General features: G+C 66.4%; 15 protein-coding genes. 10 read left to right on the top strand and 5 right to left on the bottom strand.

Features of this window, described 5'->3' with window-relative positions:
• Positions 1-13: 13 nt before the first annotated feature.
• Positions 14-682, bottom strand: coding sequence for a mycofactocin system transcriptional regulator (mftR, locus tag ACTWPB_RS23815; protein ID WP_446222770.1), 669 nt, complete (start codon positions 680-682; stop codon positions 14-16).
• Positions 683-763: 81 nt separating this feature from the next.
• Between mftR and mftE the strand changes: the two genes are divergently transcribed.
• The 4 genes from mftE (at position 764) to ACTWPB_RS23795 (ending at position 5670) form a co-directional block, all read left to right on the top strand.
• Positions 764-1465, top strand: a complete 702-nt coding sequence (gene mftE / locus ACTWPB_RS23810) for a mycofactocin biosynthesis peptidyl-dipeptidase MftE (protein ID WP_446222769.1) — start codon at positions 764-766, stop codon at positions 1463-1465.
• Positions 1462-2706 (top strand): pre-mycofactocin synthase MftD, encoded by a 1245-nt coding sequence (gene mftD, locus ACTWPB_RS23805; RefSeq protein ID WP_446222768.1) that lies wholly within the window; start codon positions 1462-1464, stop codon positions 2704-2706. Before mftE ends, mftD begins: the two co-directional genes overlap by 4 nt.
• 127 nt (positions 2707-2833) lie before the next feature.
• Positions 2834-4645, top strand: a complete 1812-nt coding sequence (locus ACTWPB_RS23800; protein WP_446222767.1) for a GmrSD restriction endonuclease domain-containing protein — start codon at positions 2834-2836, stop codon at positions 4643-4645.
• Positions 4642-5670 (top strand): CBS domain-containing protein, encoded by a 1029-nt coding sequence (locus ACTWPB_RS23795; RefSeq protein WP_446222766.1) that lies wholly within the window; start codon positions 4642-4644, stop codon positions 5668-5670. The genes ACTWPB_RS23800 and ACTWPB_RS23795 overlap by 4 nt, the downstream gene beginning before the upstream one ends.
• 414 nt (positions 5671-6084) lie before the next feature.
• Here the strand turns inward: ACTWPB_RS23795 and ACTWPB_RS23790 are convergent, their stop codons facing one another.
• Positions 6085-6276 carry a hypothetical protein gene (locus ACTWPB_RS23790; RefSeq protein WP_446222765.1) on the bottom strand — a complete coding sequence of 64 codons (192 nt, stop codon included), beginning with the start codon at positions 6274-6276 and terminating at the stop codon, positions 6085-6087.
• Between ACTWPB_RS23790 and ACTWPB_RS23785 the strand changes: the two genes are divergently transcribed.
• Positions 6269-6538 (top strand): hypothetical protein, encoded by a 270-nt coding sequence (locus ACTWPB_RS23785; RefSeq protein WP_446222764.1) that lies wholly within the window; start codon positions 6269-6271, stop codon positions 6536-6538. The genes ACTWPB_RS23790 and ACTWPB_RS23785 overlap by 8 nt on opposite strands.
• Here the strand turns inward: ACTWPB_RS23785 and ACTWPB_RS23780 are convergent.
• Positions 6535-7044: a MarR family winged helix-turn-helix transcriptional regulator gene (locus tag ACTWPB_RS23780; RefSeq protein WP_446222763.1), complete on the bottom strand. Its 510-nt coding sequence runs from the start codon at positions 7042-7044 to the stop codon at positions 6535-6537. The two genes, ACTWPB_RS23785 and ACTWPB_RS23780, sit on opposite strands and share 4 nt — an antisense overlap.
• Positions 7045-7300: 256 nt before the next feature.
• Here ACTWPB_RS23780 and ACTWPB_RS23775 point away from each other — a divergent pair, with 256 nt between their 5' ends.
• The 3 genes from ACTWPB_RS23775 (at position 7301) to ACTWPB_RS23765 (ending at position 11143) form a co-directional block, all read left to right on the top strand.
• A complete protein-coding gene (locus tag ACTWPB_RS23775; protein ID WP_446222762.1) occupies positions 7301-8977 on the top strand; it encodes a fumarate hydratase in 1677 nt (558 codons plus the stop codon).
• A gap of 136 nt (positions 8978-9113) precedes the next feature.
• On the top strand, positions 9114-10490 hold the full coding sequence (locus ACTWPB_RS23770; protein WP_446222761.1) for an ABC1 kinase family protein: 1377 nt from the start codon (positions 9114-9116) through the stop codon (positions 10488-10490).
• Positions 10491-10633: 143 nt separating this feature from the next.
• The gene (locus ACTWPB_RS23765; RefSeq protein WP_446222760.1) at positions 10634-11143 is read left to right on the top strand and encodes a M15 family metallopeptidase; all 510 of its coding nucleotides are present in this window, start codon (positions 10634-10636) and stop codon (positions 11141-11143) included.
• Positions 11144-11193: 50 nt separating this feature from the next.
• Here ACTWPB_RS23765 and ACTWPB_RS23760 read toward each other — a convergent pair whose 3' ends face one another.
• A complete protein-coding gene (locus ACTWPB_RS23760; RefSeq protein ID WP_446222759.1) occupies positions 11194-12333 on the bottom strand; it encodes an epoxide hydrolase family protein in 1140 nt (379 codons plus the stop codon).
• A gap of 85 nt (positions 12334-12418) precedes the next feature.
• Between ACTWPB_RS23760 and ACTWPB_RS23755 the strand changes: the two genes are divergently transcribed.
• The gene (locus ACTWPB_RS23755) at positions 12419-13381 is read left to right on the top strand and encodes a helix-turn-helix transcriptional regulator (protein WP_446222758.1); all 963 of its coding nucleotides are present in this window, start codon (positions 12419-12421) and stop codon (positions 13379-13381) included.
• 288 nt (positions 13382-13669) lie between these two features.
• Here the strand turns inward: ACTWPB_RS23755 and ACTWPB_RS23750 are convergent, their stop codons facing one another.
• Entirely contained in the window at positions 13670-14098 is a 429-nt protein-coding gene (locus ACTWPB_RS23750; protein WP_446222757.1) for a RidA family protein, read from the bottom strand.
• Positions 14099-14161: 63 nt separating this feature from the next.
• On the opposite strand from ACTWPB_RS23750, the gene ACTWPB_RS23745 reads away from it, so the two are divergent.
• Positions 14162-15142: a helix-turn-helix transcriptional regulator gene (locus ACTWPB_RS23745; protein ID WP_446222756.1), complete on the top strand. Its 981-nt coding sequence runs from the start codon at positions 14162-14164 to the stop codon at positions 15140-15142.
• Positions 15143-15160: the final 18 nt, after the last annotated feature.

Below are 15160 nucleotides of genomic sequence, written 5' to 3'. Positions count from 1 at the left end.
AGCCTGAGCCTACTCATACCCCTTCGGTGGTGCTGCCCAAACGTGGCGCGCTCGGCTGTTCCGGGGCGAACCCGCGTTCCAGTGCGCGCAGTGCCCGGTCCAGATACACAGTGAGATCGGTATCGCCGCGCTCGAGCCAGGCATCGAACGCCGCACGCGCGGCGGCCAGGGTGGTGCGCCCGATGGCGAGGGGAATCAGGTCGCCCGCGCCTGCGCCGAGGCGGCTCGCGGCGAACTCGCCGACGGCGTGTTCCCACGCGTCGTAGTGCGCCCCCGCGCCCGCCGAGAGTGCGGGTACCCCGGAGACCAGCCGCATTCTGGTGCGCAATTCGGGGATGTCCTCGGCGCGATATCTGTTGGCCGCCACCACGATTCGACGCACCGCCGCCATCATCGGCTCCTCGCTGGGGACGGCGGCGAACGCGGCGCGAAGGTCGGCGACCTCGTTGTCGAACTGATGCCACAGCACCTCGGCCTTGCTGGGGAAGTAGCGGAAGAAGGTGCGCTCGCTCACCCCTGCCTCGGCGGCGATACGTTCGACGGTGACCTCGTCGAATCCGTGCTCGGCGAACAGTTTCATCGCGATCACCTCGAGCTCGCGGCGGGTGGTGCGCGGCGGGCGCCCGCGGTGCCCCGATTGCTTCGGAATCGACATCGGTGCGCGCGGCGGCGGGGCGGACATGGATACAGGATAGGGACTCGGCGAGCTGTCGACCTGCACGAGCTATTGATTATGTCAGTGACTGACGTTAATGTTGGCGCCATGTTCGTGGCGCACCTCACATCGCCCGAGGCAGGTGTGCGCGCCGCCGCGGGAGTGATCCTGGTCATTCCGCTCGGCGCGACCGAGCAGCACGGCCCGCATCTGCCGCTCTCGACCGACAGCGATATCGCGTCGGCGGTGTGCCGCGGGGTCGCCGCCGAGCGCTCCGACGTGCTCATCGCGCCTGCCCTCGCCTACGGGGCAAGCGGCGAGCACGCGGGGTTCGCGGGCACCTTGTCGATCGGACAGGCGGCGCTGGAACTGCTCGTCGTCGAACTGTGTCGCTCCGCGACGGACACGTTTTCGCGGATCGTGCTGGTCAACGGCCACGGCGGCAATGTGGAAGCCCTGCGCCGAGCCGTCGCCTTGGTGCGGTCGGAGTCGCGCGACGTGCGGGTGTTCTCGCCCGGCTACGGCGGCGACCCGCACGCCGGGCGCACCGAAACCTCGATCCAGCTCGCGCTGAGCCCCGACCTGGTGCGCACCGAACTGGCCGAGCCGGGCGACACCCGCCCGCTGGCCGAACTGCTGCCGCTGCTGCGCGCGGGCGGAGTGCGGGCAGTCAGCCCCAATGGAATCCTCGGCGACCCCACCGGATCGAGCGCAGGCGAAGGCGCCGACCTGTTGCGGGCCGCCACTACCGCATTGCTGGAAGACCTGCGCCGATGGTGGCCGCAGGATCATGAGGAAGGACCCCGATGAATCCCTGGTTCGAGACCGTTGCCGAGGCGCAGCGGCGCGCCCGCAAGCGCCTGCCGAAGTCGGTGTACGGCGCGCTGATCGCCGGTTCGGAACGCGGACAGACCATCGAAGACAACCAGACCGCGTTCACCGAACTCGGTTTCGCCCCGCACTGCGCGGGCCCGATCGGCGACCGTGACCAATCGACCACGGTGCTCGGTCAGCAGGTGTCCATGCCCGTGCTGATCTCGCCGACCGGCGTGCAGGCGGTGCACCCCGACGGTGAGGTCGCCGTCGCGCGCGCCGCGGCCGCGCGCGGAATCGCCATGGGGCTCAGCTCTTTCGCGAGCAAGCCCGTCGAGGAGGTCATCGCCGCCAACCCGTCGACTCTGTTCCAGCTGTACTGGTGCGGCAACAAGGACCAGATCCTCGAGCGGATGGCCAGGGCGAAGCAGGCAGGCGCGGTGGGCCTGATTCTCACCCTGGACTGGTCGTTCTCGCACGGCCGTGACTGGGGCAGCCCGGTGATCCCGGAATCGCTGAACCTGCGCACGATGATGAAGTTCGCGCCCCAGACCCTCGCGCGCCCGCGCTGGCTCGCGACCTACCTGCGCTCGGGCAGCATCCCCGACCTCACCGCACCCAATATGGCGGTCGGCGGCGGCGCGGCACCCGGGTTCTTCGGTGCCTACGGTGAATGGATGCAGACACCGGCCCCCGATTGGGACGATGTCGCCTGGATCTGCGCGCAGTGGGACGGCCCGGTCCTGCTCAAGGGCGTGATGCGCGTCGACGACGCCCTGCGCGCCGTGGACGCGGGCGTCGCGGGCATCTCGGTGTCCAATCACGGCGGCAACAATCTCGACGGCACCCCCGCCGCCATCCGGGCGCTGCCGGTGCTCGCCGATGCGGTCGGCGACCAGATCGAGGTGCTCCTCGACGGCGGCATCCGGCGCGGCAGCGATGTCGTGAAGGCGGTGGCGCTGGGCGCGCGTGCGGTGCTGATCGGGCGCGCCTCCCTGTGGGGTCTGGCGGCCAACGGTCAGGCAGGCGTCGAGAACGTTCTCGACATCCTGCGTGGCGGCATCGATTCCGCGCTGCTTGGCCTGCGCAAGACCTCGATCTCCGACCTGACTCGCGACGACATCGTGATCCCGGCAGGTTTCGAGCGAGTACTGGGTGTGTCTACGAGGCAAAACTATTCAAAATCCAGGGATTTCACGATCGTTGGGTCCGAGGCCGGCGAGTCCGTGCCCGGCTAGCTCGACCGACGTTGGAGGTAGCTGGCGCGCCGGGCGGATGGCCTAGAATCACTTGCGCGGCAACGGGGTTGGCGCGGTTGGTCGAGAATTGTTCGCCCGCGACAGCTCGGGCGCGAAAGGGGGACAGATGGCACTGGACAGTCCGAAGTTGCAGGATGTACTGAAACAGATTCATTCGGGTGTGATGCAACTTCCGGAATTCCAGCGAAACTGGAAATGGGATGATCAGCGGATCCGTGAACTGATCGCTACCGTCACACTCAACTACCCACTAGGCGTTGTGATGGCGTTGGAGACTGGTGGCGAAGCACAGTTCCGGGCTCGCCCGCTGGCCGGTGTACAGGTCGAGGGCCTGCCGGAGCCGAGCGCGCTGCTGCTCGACGGGCAGCAGCGACTGACCTCGCTATATCAGGCGCTGTACTTGGATCGGCCGGTAGAGACGGTTGACGACCGTGGGCGTGAGCTGACCCGCTGGTATTTCATGCACGTGGGGCGCGCCATTGGATCTCCCGCTGACCGCGACGAGGCGATCGTGTCTGTCCCGGAGGATTATCGTGTCCCCAGCGCGAATGGTCGCGGCGTGGCACTCGACCTCACTACCATCGCGAACCAGTGCGCGGCGGGGTACTTCCCCCTGAACATCATCTTCGACGGTAAACGTCTGAGTCGGTGGCGCAGCGCGTTCGAGAAGGCGGACTCCGCTAATGAAGACCTGTGGGCCGAATTCGAAGAACGGGTCGTCGACAACATCAAGTCATTCTTGATACCTATGATCCGACTCGACGCGACCACCTCGGCCGTGGCAGTGTGCTCGGTCTTCGAGCGCGTCAATACCGGTGGCGTGCCGCTGACGATCTTCGAACTGTTGACCGCGACGTACGCGGGAAACCAAGCCTTCGAGGAGGCGAATCGCGACTACTACAAGCTGCCCGATGCGTGGACCGACATCAAAAAAGGTCTTGCCACCGCACACCCCGTTTTCGGCAACATTGATCTCAGCATCGAAAACGGGCTGACGAGCAGCGACTTCCTGCAGGCGGTCGCGCTGGTGCGGACTTGGGAACTGAAGCAGCATCGCCCGAGTACGGCGATTTCGTGCAAGCGTCGAGACCTGCTGGCGCTCCCGCTGCAGGATTTCATCGACTTGTCGCCCCGCCTACGCGATGCGTTCGATTGGGTCGGGCATTTCCTGTCCGACCAGTGCATCGTATCGTTCACAGATTTGCCCTACCGGTCGCAGCTCGTCCCGTTGGCTGCTGTCCGGGCCATTCTCGGCGAGGATGCCAACGAACCGGCGATTTTGGCGTTGATCATTCGCTGGTACTGGTGCGGAGTGTTGGGCGAAATGTACGGAGGCTCCACCGAGAGTCGATTCACCCGCGACGTCGAGCAACTGGTGGCATGGCGTGACGATCGGTCGGGCGTGCCGGACACTATTGCCGAAGCGAGCTTCGTCGCTGACCGCCTCGACAAGTTGTCAACCCGGAACAGTGCCGCCTACAAGGGCGTCATCGCGCTTCTGATCAAGCAGGGTGCCCATGATTGGTACTACACCGAAGACCCACTGACCGCGGCCACATTGGGTCAGTACGCAGTCGACATCCGGCAGATCTTTCCGAAGCAAGCCCAGGTCCGCCTCGGAATTCCGCTCGCCATGGCTAATTCGATCATCAACAAGACCCCGTTGTCGGAGCGAGCGAGTCGAAGCATGAACACCCAGCCGAGCAACTACCTGAGAGTCCTTGCTGCCGAGGCTGGACGACGAAGGAGTTGGTATGACGATGTTGTCAGAACGCATCTCATAGATCCTGCGGCATTGCACCGGGATGCGTTCGACCGGTTTTATAACGACCGAAAGCAGCAGTTGTTGAAATTGGTGCAGTCTGCTATGGGAAAGACGACGCTCGCCTACGAAGAGCAGGGAGCTTCTCCGCGATGAAAAGGGCGGACTACAAAGCGTTGCGCGATACCGTCCGTGCACGTCTCGGTCACGAGATTTCGGTGCAGGAGTTACTGGGGCTGTTCAAGATTCGCGTTCGCAGCTATCAAAATATGCAGTTCTTCATGGAGACCATGCATGATTTCGGCCTTGGCGTCGAACCGTCGATCGGTGACGAAGCAGGCGGAGACGACAAGGTAATTGTCGTGACCGCCGCGGCGGTGAGCCCTCCGGCACACACGGCACCCGCTGACTTGCGACCGGGAATGCTGCCTCAGCGTCCGCCGACGATCGGGGATGTGCCGTCCGCCGTGGGTGGCCGCCTCCGATCGGTCACTTCGCACGACTCCTTGAAGTTCACCGTCAATCTGATGAGGCAGCACAAGTTCTCCCAGATCCCGGTGATCGATGACAGGACAGTCCTACGAGGCGTGGTCACCTGGCAGTCATTGCAATCGCTGCATGACAAATCACTGCCGTTCACATTGCAGAATGCGACAGCGCGCAACGCGGAATGTGCGGAGACTCATCAGGAGTTGTTTCCGCGACTTCCGATCATCGCGCAGGAGGGCTTCTTGCTGGTTCGCGGTGCCAGGGGCGAGTTTGTCGGGATCGTCACGGTCGCTGACATTGCGACGCAGTTCTATGAGAGCGCACTGCCGTTCTTCATGGTGGGATCCATCGAGGGGCGGCTCCGCACGCTGTTTCGTGATTTTGGTGAGGATGCGATCGGCCTTGTCCAGTCCTACGAAAAGACGGGCCGGATCGACGATCTCACGTTCGGTGAGTATGAGAACCTGGTGATCATGGCCGAACATGCGAAGAATCCGCAGATCGCGGCAAGCGCTGACGCGAATTGGCACAAGCTGGGCTGGTCGAGCGTCGATCGGCGCGACTTTGTTCGCCAGCTCACTCGTGTGCGCAAGATCCGCAACCGCGTCGCTCATTTCAGCCCGGTTCCGCTGGCGGACACCGACCTCGACGAACTACGGCAATTCTCTCATCTGCTCGATCACCTGGTCTGAATCGGCATGGCTCATGGACTCGGTGCTGATGGCCCTGACGTGCGGTGGTGGTCGGTGACGACGTGGTAGATCTCGGCCAGGGCAGCGAGTTGCCCTGGCCGAGCACGTCGATCATCTCCTAGCGGACGCTGCCACGGTGGTATCGATTCCGCGCTGTTCGGCCTGCGCAAGACCTCGATCACCGACCTGACCCGCCACATCGTGATCCCGGCCGGTTTCGAACGTGCGCTGGGGGTCGGTGCGGGGCAAAAGGATTCCGGTAACCGGGATTTCGCGTCCAACGGAACAGTCGTCAGCGGCGCCGCGGCTGGATAGTATCGGCGGTTGGGCGTCACCGTTCGAGGGGGAATTCGTGAGTGTGGTACCGGAAATCGAGGGTTCGCGTAGTCGAATCATGATGTCGCGCAGCGTGTCCTACACGCTGCCCGCGGTAGTGGCGGTGGCACTGGTCTCGGCCGGATGTGGCACCGCCACACCGAAACCGGCACCGCGCGCGGCGTCGACCACACTCACGACCACCTCGAAACCCCCGACGACCACGTCCCGGGCGCCCACGACGACCTCGGCCGCCGCCACACCGGCGGCTGTCGGTGTCTGCGTGGACAAGACGACCAACGTCCGCGTGGCCGACGAACAGTGTGACACCGCCGACGCCAAGTACACGCGGGTCTGGTACCAGCACACCGACACCTTCGTGTACCCGGCGATCGGCGTCGCCGTCGCCCTCGCCGCGGGCAGTTTCCGGCGCCCGACCAGCGGTCAGGTCTTCGACCGCGGCGCACCTGCCAAGGGTGGCACCGTCGCGCGCGGTGGTTTGGGCAAGGCCCGTCCCGACTCCTCCGGCGGGGGCGGCAGCGGCGGGTCCTAGTCCTCGCCGGGCGCGGCGGTCTGTAGCCGACCGACCGGTTCGGTCGCGTTCGCGCCGCGGTGATGGTCGACGAGCACGTCGTAGATCTCCGCGAGGGTGGCGAGCTGGTCGCGATCCAGCACGTCGATCATGTGTTTGCGCACGCTGCGCACATGGGCGGGCGCGGCCGTGGTGAGCAGTTGCCCGCCGGTCGTGGTCAGTTTCGCCACCGTGCGGCGCTGGTCGTGCGGCATCGTCTCGCGTGAGACCAGGCCGCGCTTCTGCATGCGGGTGATCTGGTGCGAGAGCCTGCTCTGCGACCACTCGAGCGCGCAGGCCAGATCGGCGAAGGTGAGCCGCTGGCCTGGTGCGTCGGCTAGGTAGACCATGACGGAATATTCGACATAGCTCAGGTTGGCTGCCCGGCCCGCGTCACGTCCGATCGCCGCGGCGATCAGGTCGCGGGTCCGGACATAGCCCAGCCAGGCACGCATTTCGACATCATCGAGCCACTGTGGATCGGTCACGATCGAGCTCCAGATTCTGAAGGTGCAGGCTTCGGATTGAACGGCGCACGCCCGCCACCGCCCGGAGAATGGGTAGCACCGTTTGGGTTGAACGTGCAACCTTGATGTTGGTTAGGGTTGGCCGGGAACCTCACATAGGGTTGCCTAACCACCGTGCGGGTATGGGTGGTCGATAGGCTGCGGATTGCTTTGTGACCAGCCCTGCCTGGTGCTCCGCAGTGTTGCGGTGCCCGCCCTGCCCGAAGGAGTGCGATCCGTGACCGCGCCGGAGTTCCGCTATTCCGATCTGCTGCCCATCGGCGCCGACGAGACGCCCTACCGCCTGCTCACCACCGAGGGGGTCAGCACCGTCGAGCACAACGGGCGCACCTTCTTGCAGGTCGAGCCCGAGGCGCTGCGGCTGCTGACCGAGACGGCGATCCACGACATCAGCCACTACCTGCGCCCCGCGCACCTGCGGCAGCTGCGCAAGATCATCGACGACCCGGAGTCCTCGGGCAATGATCGCTTCGTCGCGCTCGACCTGCTCAAGAACCTCAACATCTCCGCCGGTGGCGTGCTGCCGATGTGCCAGGACACCGGCACCGCGATCGTGATGGGCAAGAAGAGCGAGGGCGTGCTCACCGGGGTCGACGACGCCGAATGGCTCAGCCGCGGCATCTTCGACGCCTACACCAAGCTGAACCTGCGCTACTCCCAGCTCGCCCCGATCACCATGTGGGACGAGAAGAACACCGGTACCAACCTGCCCGCCCAGATCGAGCTGTATTCGACCGAGGGCGACGCCGACAACCCGGTGTACAAGTTCCTGTTCATGGCCAAGGGCGGCGGGTCGGCCAACAAGTCGTTCCTGTACCAGGAGACCAAGGCCGTCCTGAACCCCGAGCGCATGCTCGAGTTCCTCGACGAGAAGATCCGCTCGCTCGGCACCGCGGCCTGCCCGCCGTATCACCTCGCCGTGGTCATCGGTGGCACCAGTGCCGAATTCGCCTTGAAGACAGCGAAGTACGCGTCCGCGCACTACCTCGACAATCTGCCCACCGAGGGCTCGATCACCGGTCACGCGTTCCGTGACGTCGAGCTAGAGGAAGAGGTCTTCCAGCTCACCCGTGAGTTCGGCATCGGCGCGCAGTTCGGCGGCAAGTACTTCTGCCACGACGTGCGCGTGGTCCGCCTGCCCCGGCACGGCGCGTCCTGCCCCGTCGCGATCGCCGTCTCCTGCTCGGCCGATCGCCAGGCGCTGGCCAAGATCACCAAGGACGGCATCTTCCTGGAACAGCTGGAAACCGAACCGGCCCAGTACCTTCCGGAGCAGACCGCCGACATCCTCGGTGGCGATGTGGTGAAGATCGATCTCAACCGCCCGATGGACGAGATCCGTGCCGAACTGTCGAAATACCCGGTGAAGACCCGTCTTTCGCTGACCGGTCCCTTGGTCGTGGCCCGCGACATCGCCCACGCCAAGATCAAGGAACGCCTCGACGCGGGCGAGCCCATGCCGCAATACCTGCGCGACATGGCCGTCTACTACGCCGGTCCGGCGAAGACCCCCGAGGGTTACGCCTCGGGCTCCTTCGGCCCCACCACCGCGGGTCGGATGGACTCCTACGTCGACCAGTTCCAGGCAGCGGGTGGCTCCATGGTCATGCTGGCCAAGGGCAACCGTTCGGCTCAGGTCACCAAGGCCTGCAACGAACACGGCGGCTTCTACCTGGGCTCCATCGGCGGCCCCGCCGCCCGCCTCGCCCTGGATTGCATCAAGAACGTCGAGGTCCTGGAGTACGCCGAACTCGGCATGGAAGCGGTCTGGAAGATCGACGTAGAGGACTTCCCCGCCTTCATCGTCGTCGACGACAAAGGCAACGACTTCTTCGCCGAAACCTCCAAGCCCATCGCCCTGCGCGTGCGCACCCGCTCCAAGGAACGCGTGTAGTCACTCGCTCCGATGCCCCGGTGTCCGCTTCGGTGGCGCCGGGGGTTTCGTCGGTTCCAGGGGCACGGCGACGGCTGTCACCCCGGTGTACTGTGACGCACGACATACGGCCCACAGGGCCTGACAGGGGTGCGGGTTGGCGAGCGGTGGAGTTCCAAGGGGGCGGGCGACGCGCAGTGCGAAGTTGGGGCAGTTCGCCGCGGGGCAGGCTGTGCGGGAGGTCGGGCGGCGGCTGTCGATGGTGGGTCGCACCGACGAGGCGCGGGAGGTGCTGGCCGAGCGTTCGGCGATGATGAAGGCCCAGCAGATCGTCGCGGTGCTGGGGAGCATGAAGGGCTCGGCGATGAAGCTCGGGCAGATGGGCTCGGTGCTCGATCTCGACTTCGTTCCCGAAGCGCACCGCGAACAGTTCCGCGCCCAGCTCGCGGCCCTGCAGGACCGGGCACCCGCGATGCCGTTCTCGATGATGCGGCAGGTGATCGAGGACGATCTCGGCCCACTGGCACAGACCTTCGCCGAGTTCGACGAAACATCGATCGCGGCGGCGTCGATCGGCCAGGTGCACCGGGCGCGGCTGCACGACGGGCGCGTCGTCGCGGTCAAGGTGAAATATCCCGGGGTGGAGCGTGCCGTCCACGCCGATATCAGCAATCTCGAATTCCTCGGGAAGCTGGGCAGATCCGTGCTGCCGAGCCTGGCCGATACCGGCGTGCTGGCGGAGGTCGCCAGCAATCTGCGCAGCGAGCTCGACTACGAGCGAGAAGCCCGAACCCAGCACCGGGTCGCGCAGCGCTATCGCGGTCATCCCTTCATCACCGTGCCCGACAGCATCGAGGAATTCTGCACGCACAACGTGCTGGTCACCGAATTCGTCGAGGGCCATCCCTTCTCCCACATCCAAACGCTGCCCGCCGCCGAACGTGACCGGCTCGGCGAGCTGATCTACCGCTTCTATATCGCCGGCCTGTTCGCCGACAACGAGTTCTGTGGCGACCCGCATCCGGGCAATGTACTTTTGGCCACCGACGGCAAACTCGCCTTCGTCGACTTCGGTCTCTACAAGGAGATGGATCCGGCACACGTCGAGTTCGAGCGTTCCGTCCTGCGGGCGGCCGCGGAGGGGCGGGGCGAGGATCTGTTCGCGGCATGGGTGGGGCGCGGGATCATCGACCCCGATTCCGCGGTCACCGTGGAGGAGAGTCTGGCCTACGTCTGGGCCGCCACCGGCTGGCACCTGCTCGACGAGGAAGTCACGATCACCCCCGAACTGGCCACCGGCGCACTACTTCTCGCCGTCGATCCGCGCGCGTCCGACTTCCAGGGCATGCATAAACAGCTGCTGCCGCCCGAGCACGTATTCTCCCGCCGCGCCGATCTGTTCACCTTCGCCACCCTCGGTCAGCTGCGGGTCACCGCCAACTGGCATCAGCTCGCCCGCGAATGGCTCTACGACGAACCTCCGCACACCGAGATCGGCCGGGCGATCGAGGAATGGCGGCGCGGCCATCGGTGAACCGATGTGACGAGTTGTCCTGCCGCCGAACGTGTTTCATCGAGAGGGGTCGAGTCGTCAGGCACCGCACCGTGTTCCACGTGCGCCACCGGAACCGGACCGGGCGCGGCCCGGACGCCCGGTCCGGTCGATAGAATCCGTCCATGAAAACTGTGCTCGGCCGCGTGGCCGACCGGATCTTGGTGACGATGACGGCCGCCGCCGCCGTCACGGCCGTCGGCCTCGGCGCCGCCGACGCCCAGCCCGACACTCGCGAACAGTTCCAGTCCTCCGCGGGCACCGAGGGCCTCGACCCATCCCTCGCGGCCGCCTACACCCTCGCCGAACAGCAAGCCCATGCCGAGGGCGTACCGCTGTCGATCACGTCCGGCCATCGCACCTACGAGCAGCAGGAATGGCTCTGGCAGGACGGCCTCGCCACCTACGGCAGCCCCGATGAGGCGCGCCGCTGGGTGCTCCCGCCGCAGGAGTCCACCCACGTCTCCGGGCGCGCGGTCGATGTGGGCCCGCAGGTAGGGGCTCAGTGGCTCGAGGACAACGGGAACCGGTGGGGGTTGTGCCGGACTTTCGACAACGAGTGGTGGCACTTCGAGTTGGTCACCGCGCCCGGCGCACCGTGCCCGCCGCGGGTACCGGACGCGAGCCAGCGCTAGAGCTGAATCCCGTTGTGGCAGTGCACCCGCGAGCACTGCCACGCGAGAGTTCAGCGCAGCTCGGCGAAGAATGTGCGGATGTCGGCGACGTGTGCGGCGGGTTGTTCCATCGCGACGAAATGGTTGCCCGGATTCCCCGACGGCCAGTGGGTGATCTTGTTGCCGTGATCGGCGATCTTGCGCATGAGCGGTGAACCGCCACCGTAGACGCCGGTCGGCACCAAGTTCTGGCTGGTGGGCCAGCCGAAACCGCCGCCGTTGCGCAGTCCGTCGTACATCGGCCAGGACGAGGTGCCGCTGGTCTGGGTGAACCAGTACAGGGCGATATTGGTCAGCAGGTGATCGCGCTCGATCACGTCTTCGGCGCGGTCGGCCATGTAGGCGAACTCCTGGAACTTCTGCATCATCCACGCGAGCAGCGCGACCGGCGAATCGTTCCAGCCCAGCGCGAAGGTTTGCGGCGCCGCCCGCAACAGGGCGTGGTGGTCGACGCCGCCGGTCATCCACTGTTGCATTTGCGCCCACTGGGCGCGGTCCTCGGCCGACATCGCGGGCACGTCGGCCTCCGTCGGCATGCCGATCCCGCCGTCGAGATGCACACCGAGCACATGCTCCGGGGCGGCAAGCGCCATTTCGGGCGCGACGTAGGCGCCGAGGTCACCGCCCTGGGTGCCGTAGCGGTCATAGCCCAGTCGGTCCATGAGGGCGGCCCACATCCTGGCCACCCGTGCCGTGGTCATCCCTGCTTCACGCGGCGCCGCCGAGAAGGCGAATCCGGGAACCGACGGGATCACCACGTCGAAGGCGAGCGCGGGATCGAGGCCGTGGGCGCGCGGATCGGTGAGCGGGCCGATGGTGCGGGTGAATTCGACGAACGAGTTGGGCCAGCCGTGGGTGAGCAGCAGCGGCATCGCGTCGGGCTCGGGGGAGCGGACGTGCACGAAATGGACGTCGAGGCCGTCGATGTCGGTGATGAACTGGGGGAGCGTATTGAGTGCCGATTCCTGTGCGCGCCAATCGAAATCGTTCGCCCAGTACAGCGCGAGCTCGCGCAGATACTCGGTGGGCACGCCGCGTTCCCAGCCCTCGCCCGGCAATTGAGCCGCCCAGCGCGCCCTGGTCAGGCGCTCGTGCAGGTCGTCGATGTCGGCCTGGGGGATGTCGATGTGAAACGGGCGAATGGTGGTCATCGGGGCTCCTCGTTGTCGGTGTGATTTCGACGCTATCGGCCATCTAGGACAGTTCCGGTCCTAGATATTCGGCAGAATCGAGAACATGACCGACACCGCGGCCCGACTGCTTCGTTTGCTCTCCCTGCTGCAAATGCCGCGGGAGTGGCCGGGCAGCGAACTGGCCGACCGGCTCGGCGTCACCGATCGGACCGTGCGACGTGACGTCGACCGTCTGCGCGAGCTGGGCTATCCGGTGGTCGCCGCGATGGGTGCGGCCGGCGGGTACCGGCTCACCGCGGGCTCCGCGCTGCCACCGTTGATCCTCGACGCGGACGAGGCCGTCGCGGTCGCTGTCGGGTTGAGAGTCGCTGCGGGACAGGCGGTTGCGGGCATCGAGGACGCGTCGGTGCGGGCCTTGACCAAACTCGAGCAAGTCCTGCCCACGAAACTACGCAGGCGGGTGCGCGTGGTCGGTTCGGCGGTCGCGGTCCGCGCGGGCGATGGCCCTACCGTCGACCCGGAGGTCCTCACCACCCTGGCCGCCGCCGTCACCAACCGAGAACGTCTCCGCTTCACCTACCGCGACGCCACCGGCACCCGATCCCGCCGCCACACCGAACCCACCGGCGTCGCCGCCGCGGGCCGCCGCTGGTACCTCGTCGCCTACGACCTGGACCGCGACGACTGGCGCAGCTACCGAGCCGACCGCATCGAAAACCCCGAGCCCACCGGCGCCCGCACCACCCCACGCGACCTCCCCGCCGCCGACGCGGCCGACTACGTCGCAGGCCGCCGAACCGACTGGGCCACCCCCGAATACCACGTCGACGTCACCATCGAAGCGCCACACGCCCGGATCGCGGGCCGTCTCGGCGAAGAACCGGACACCCTGCACGCCGACAGCGACACCACGTGCCGCCACACCGCCACCCGAGACGACGACCCCGCCTGGCTCGCCGTCCAATTGATCTCCCTGGGAGCACCCTTTCGCGTACATGATTCGCCAGAACTCACCGCGCGGCTACGCGCCCTCGCGGATCGCCTCACCGACGCAGCAGCCGATTGAGCGGGTGGGTGCCTCGCTCAGAGTTGACCTACCTCGGGGTCGGCCAGGCGCTCGCCGCAGCGCTGGTTGCGGACCTGCCATAGACGCGGTGGTCGCGGCATTCGACCGGACAGCGGATCTCGACCTGCTCGAGCTGCTCGCCGAGGCGTACGACATCCTCGAGCGGGGTCTATCCGTCGCCCGCGCCTCGTAGGTGAGCCATGCCCCTACGAGGCGGTTCCGGCTAGGGCGACCTGGATGTCCAGTCGCGCGTGTTCATCGCGCTACGGCACCTGCGCGCGAGGCGGATCAGGGGCGGGCGGCGACGGCTTCGACCTCGAACAGCACGTCGGGCGTCGCCAGGCTCGCGACGCCGATGAGGGTTTGGGTGGGCGGAGTCGTCCCCCAATTCGCCTGTACAGCACCAGCAATGGGGCCGAGCTTGCTGACGTCGTGGTTCACCACATAGGTCCTGAGTTGGACGACGTGGCTGAGGTCGAGGCCGTGAGCGGCCAGGGCGGTGCCGATATTGCGGAATGTCTGGTTCACCTGCTCGGTGAAATCGGGCGAGACGACCGAGCCGTCCGGTCGGGAACCATACTGTCCTGAGACGAGCACCAGTTCCGTACCCGCCGGGATGGTGGCGGTGTGGCTGTAGCCGAAGGGCGTCGGGTCGTGCAGGCCGTCCGGGTTGACGATGGTGTGGGCCGTGCGGGGTGCGTGCTCGGTGTTGGTCATGCCCATGAATCTGCCAGGAATACACGACATCCTGTGTCGTGTATTCCTGGCATAGTTTTTCCTATGCGAGCTGACCGGCTGGTCTCCCTGGTGCTGCTGTTGCGTCGGCACGGCCGGCTGTCGGCCGAGGCCCTCGCGCGCGAACTGGAGGTGTCCACCCGCACCGTGCTGCGCGACATCGAGGCGCTGTCCACGGCAGGTGTTCCGGTCTACGCCGAACGCGGCAGGCACGGCGGTTTCGCGCTGCTGCCCGGGTTCCGGACCGAGCTCACCGGGCTGAACCACGAGGAGGCCCTCGCCTTGCTGATCGCCGGATCACGGCGTGGCGCACAGGCATTCGGTCTGGGCTCCGCGCTGGCCTCGGCCATGCTCAAGGTGATCGACGCGCTCCCCGAGAGCTATCGGGACACCGCGAGCGACGCGGCGCAGCGTTTGCTCATCGACCCGGAGACCGATCTGCTGTCACGTCGGCTGGTCGCCGAGGAACTGTCCGACACGATCGTGACCGAGGTCCGGCGCGCGGTGCTCACCGGACACAAGCTGCGCATCCACTACGCGGCCGTGGACCAGAAACCCCAATGGCGCACGGTGGACCCGATCGGCCTGGTCACCGTCCGCGGTCAGGGCTACTTGCTCGCCACGAGATCGGGCGCGGACCGCACCTACCGGCTCTCACGTGTGCTGGCCGCCGAGGAACTGGCCGAACCGGCCCAGCGACCGGACCGGGTCGATCTGGATCAGGCGTGGCAGGACCGCAGTACGCGGTTTCGCGAGGGCGGCGAGCTGATCTCGGTGCTGGTTCGGGTGAACCCGGCGCGACGGGAGGAACTGGTCGGCACCGCGCTGGCTGTTCGGAGCGAAGTTGCGGACGCGGACGGCCGACTGCGGATGGAGGTTACCTTCCAGGATCGCAGGCACGCCGAATGGGCGATGTGGCAGCTCGCCACGAACGCGGAAGTGCTGGCCCCACCATGGCTGCGCACCGCCCTGCACGACCGTGCCGCCGCGCTCGCCACCTGCTACGAGGTGTCATCGGCCAGGTGACGAGTCGCGGGGACCGGT

This window comes from Nocardia sp. IBHARD005 (genome assembly GCF_052814245.1).
Note: the sequence above shows the minus strand (reverse complement) of the source record. Positions and strands in the feature narration are given on the sequence as shown.

Excerpts from the sequence above, each read along its gene's own strand:
- ACTWPB_RS23795 (WP_446222766.1), top strand. The coding sequence starts at position 4,642 with ATGAAAAGGGCGGACTACAAAGCGTTGCGCGATACCGTCCGTGCACGT.
- mftR (WP_446222770.1), bottom strand. The coding sequence starts at position 682 with ATGTCCGCCCCGCCGCCGCGCGCACCGATGTCGATTCCGAAGCAATCG.
- ACTWPB_RS23750 (WP_446222757.1), bottom strand. The coding sequence starts at position 14,098 with ATGACCAACACCGAGCACGCACCCCGCACGGCCCACACCATCGTCAAC.
- ACTWPB_RS23745 (WP_446222756.1), top strand. The coding sequence starts at position 14,162 with ATGCGAGCTGACCGGCTGGTCTCCCTGGTGCTGCTGTTGCGTCGGCAC.
- ACTWPB_RS23760 (WP_446222759.1), bottom strand. The coding sequence starts at position 12,333 with ATGACCACCATTCGCCCGTTTCACATCGACATCCCCCAGGCCGACATC.
- mftD (WP_446222768.1), top strand. The coding sequence starts at position 1,462 with ATGAATCCCTGGTTCGAGACCGTTGCCGAGGCGCAGCGGCGCGCCCGC.
- ACTWPB_RS23765 (WP_446222760.1), top strand. The coding sequence starts at position 10,634 with ATGAAAACTGTGCTCGGCCGCGTGGCCGACCGGATCTTGGTGACGATG.
- ACTWPB_RS23800 (WP_446222767.1), top strand. The coding sequence starts at position 2,834 with ATGGCACTGGACAGTCCGAAGTTGCAGGATGTACTGAAACAGATTCAT.
- ACTWPB_RS23755 (WP_446222758.1), top strand. The coding sequence starts at position 12,419 with ATGACCGACACCGCGGCCCGACTGCTTCGTTTGCTCTCCCTGCTGCAA.
- mftE (WP_446222769.1), top strand. The coding sequence starts at position 764 with ATGTTCGTGGCGCACCTCACATCGCCCGAGGCAGGTGTGCGCGCCGCC.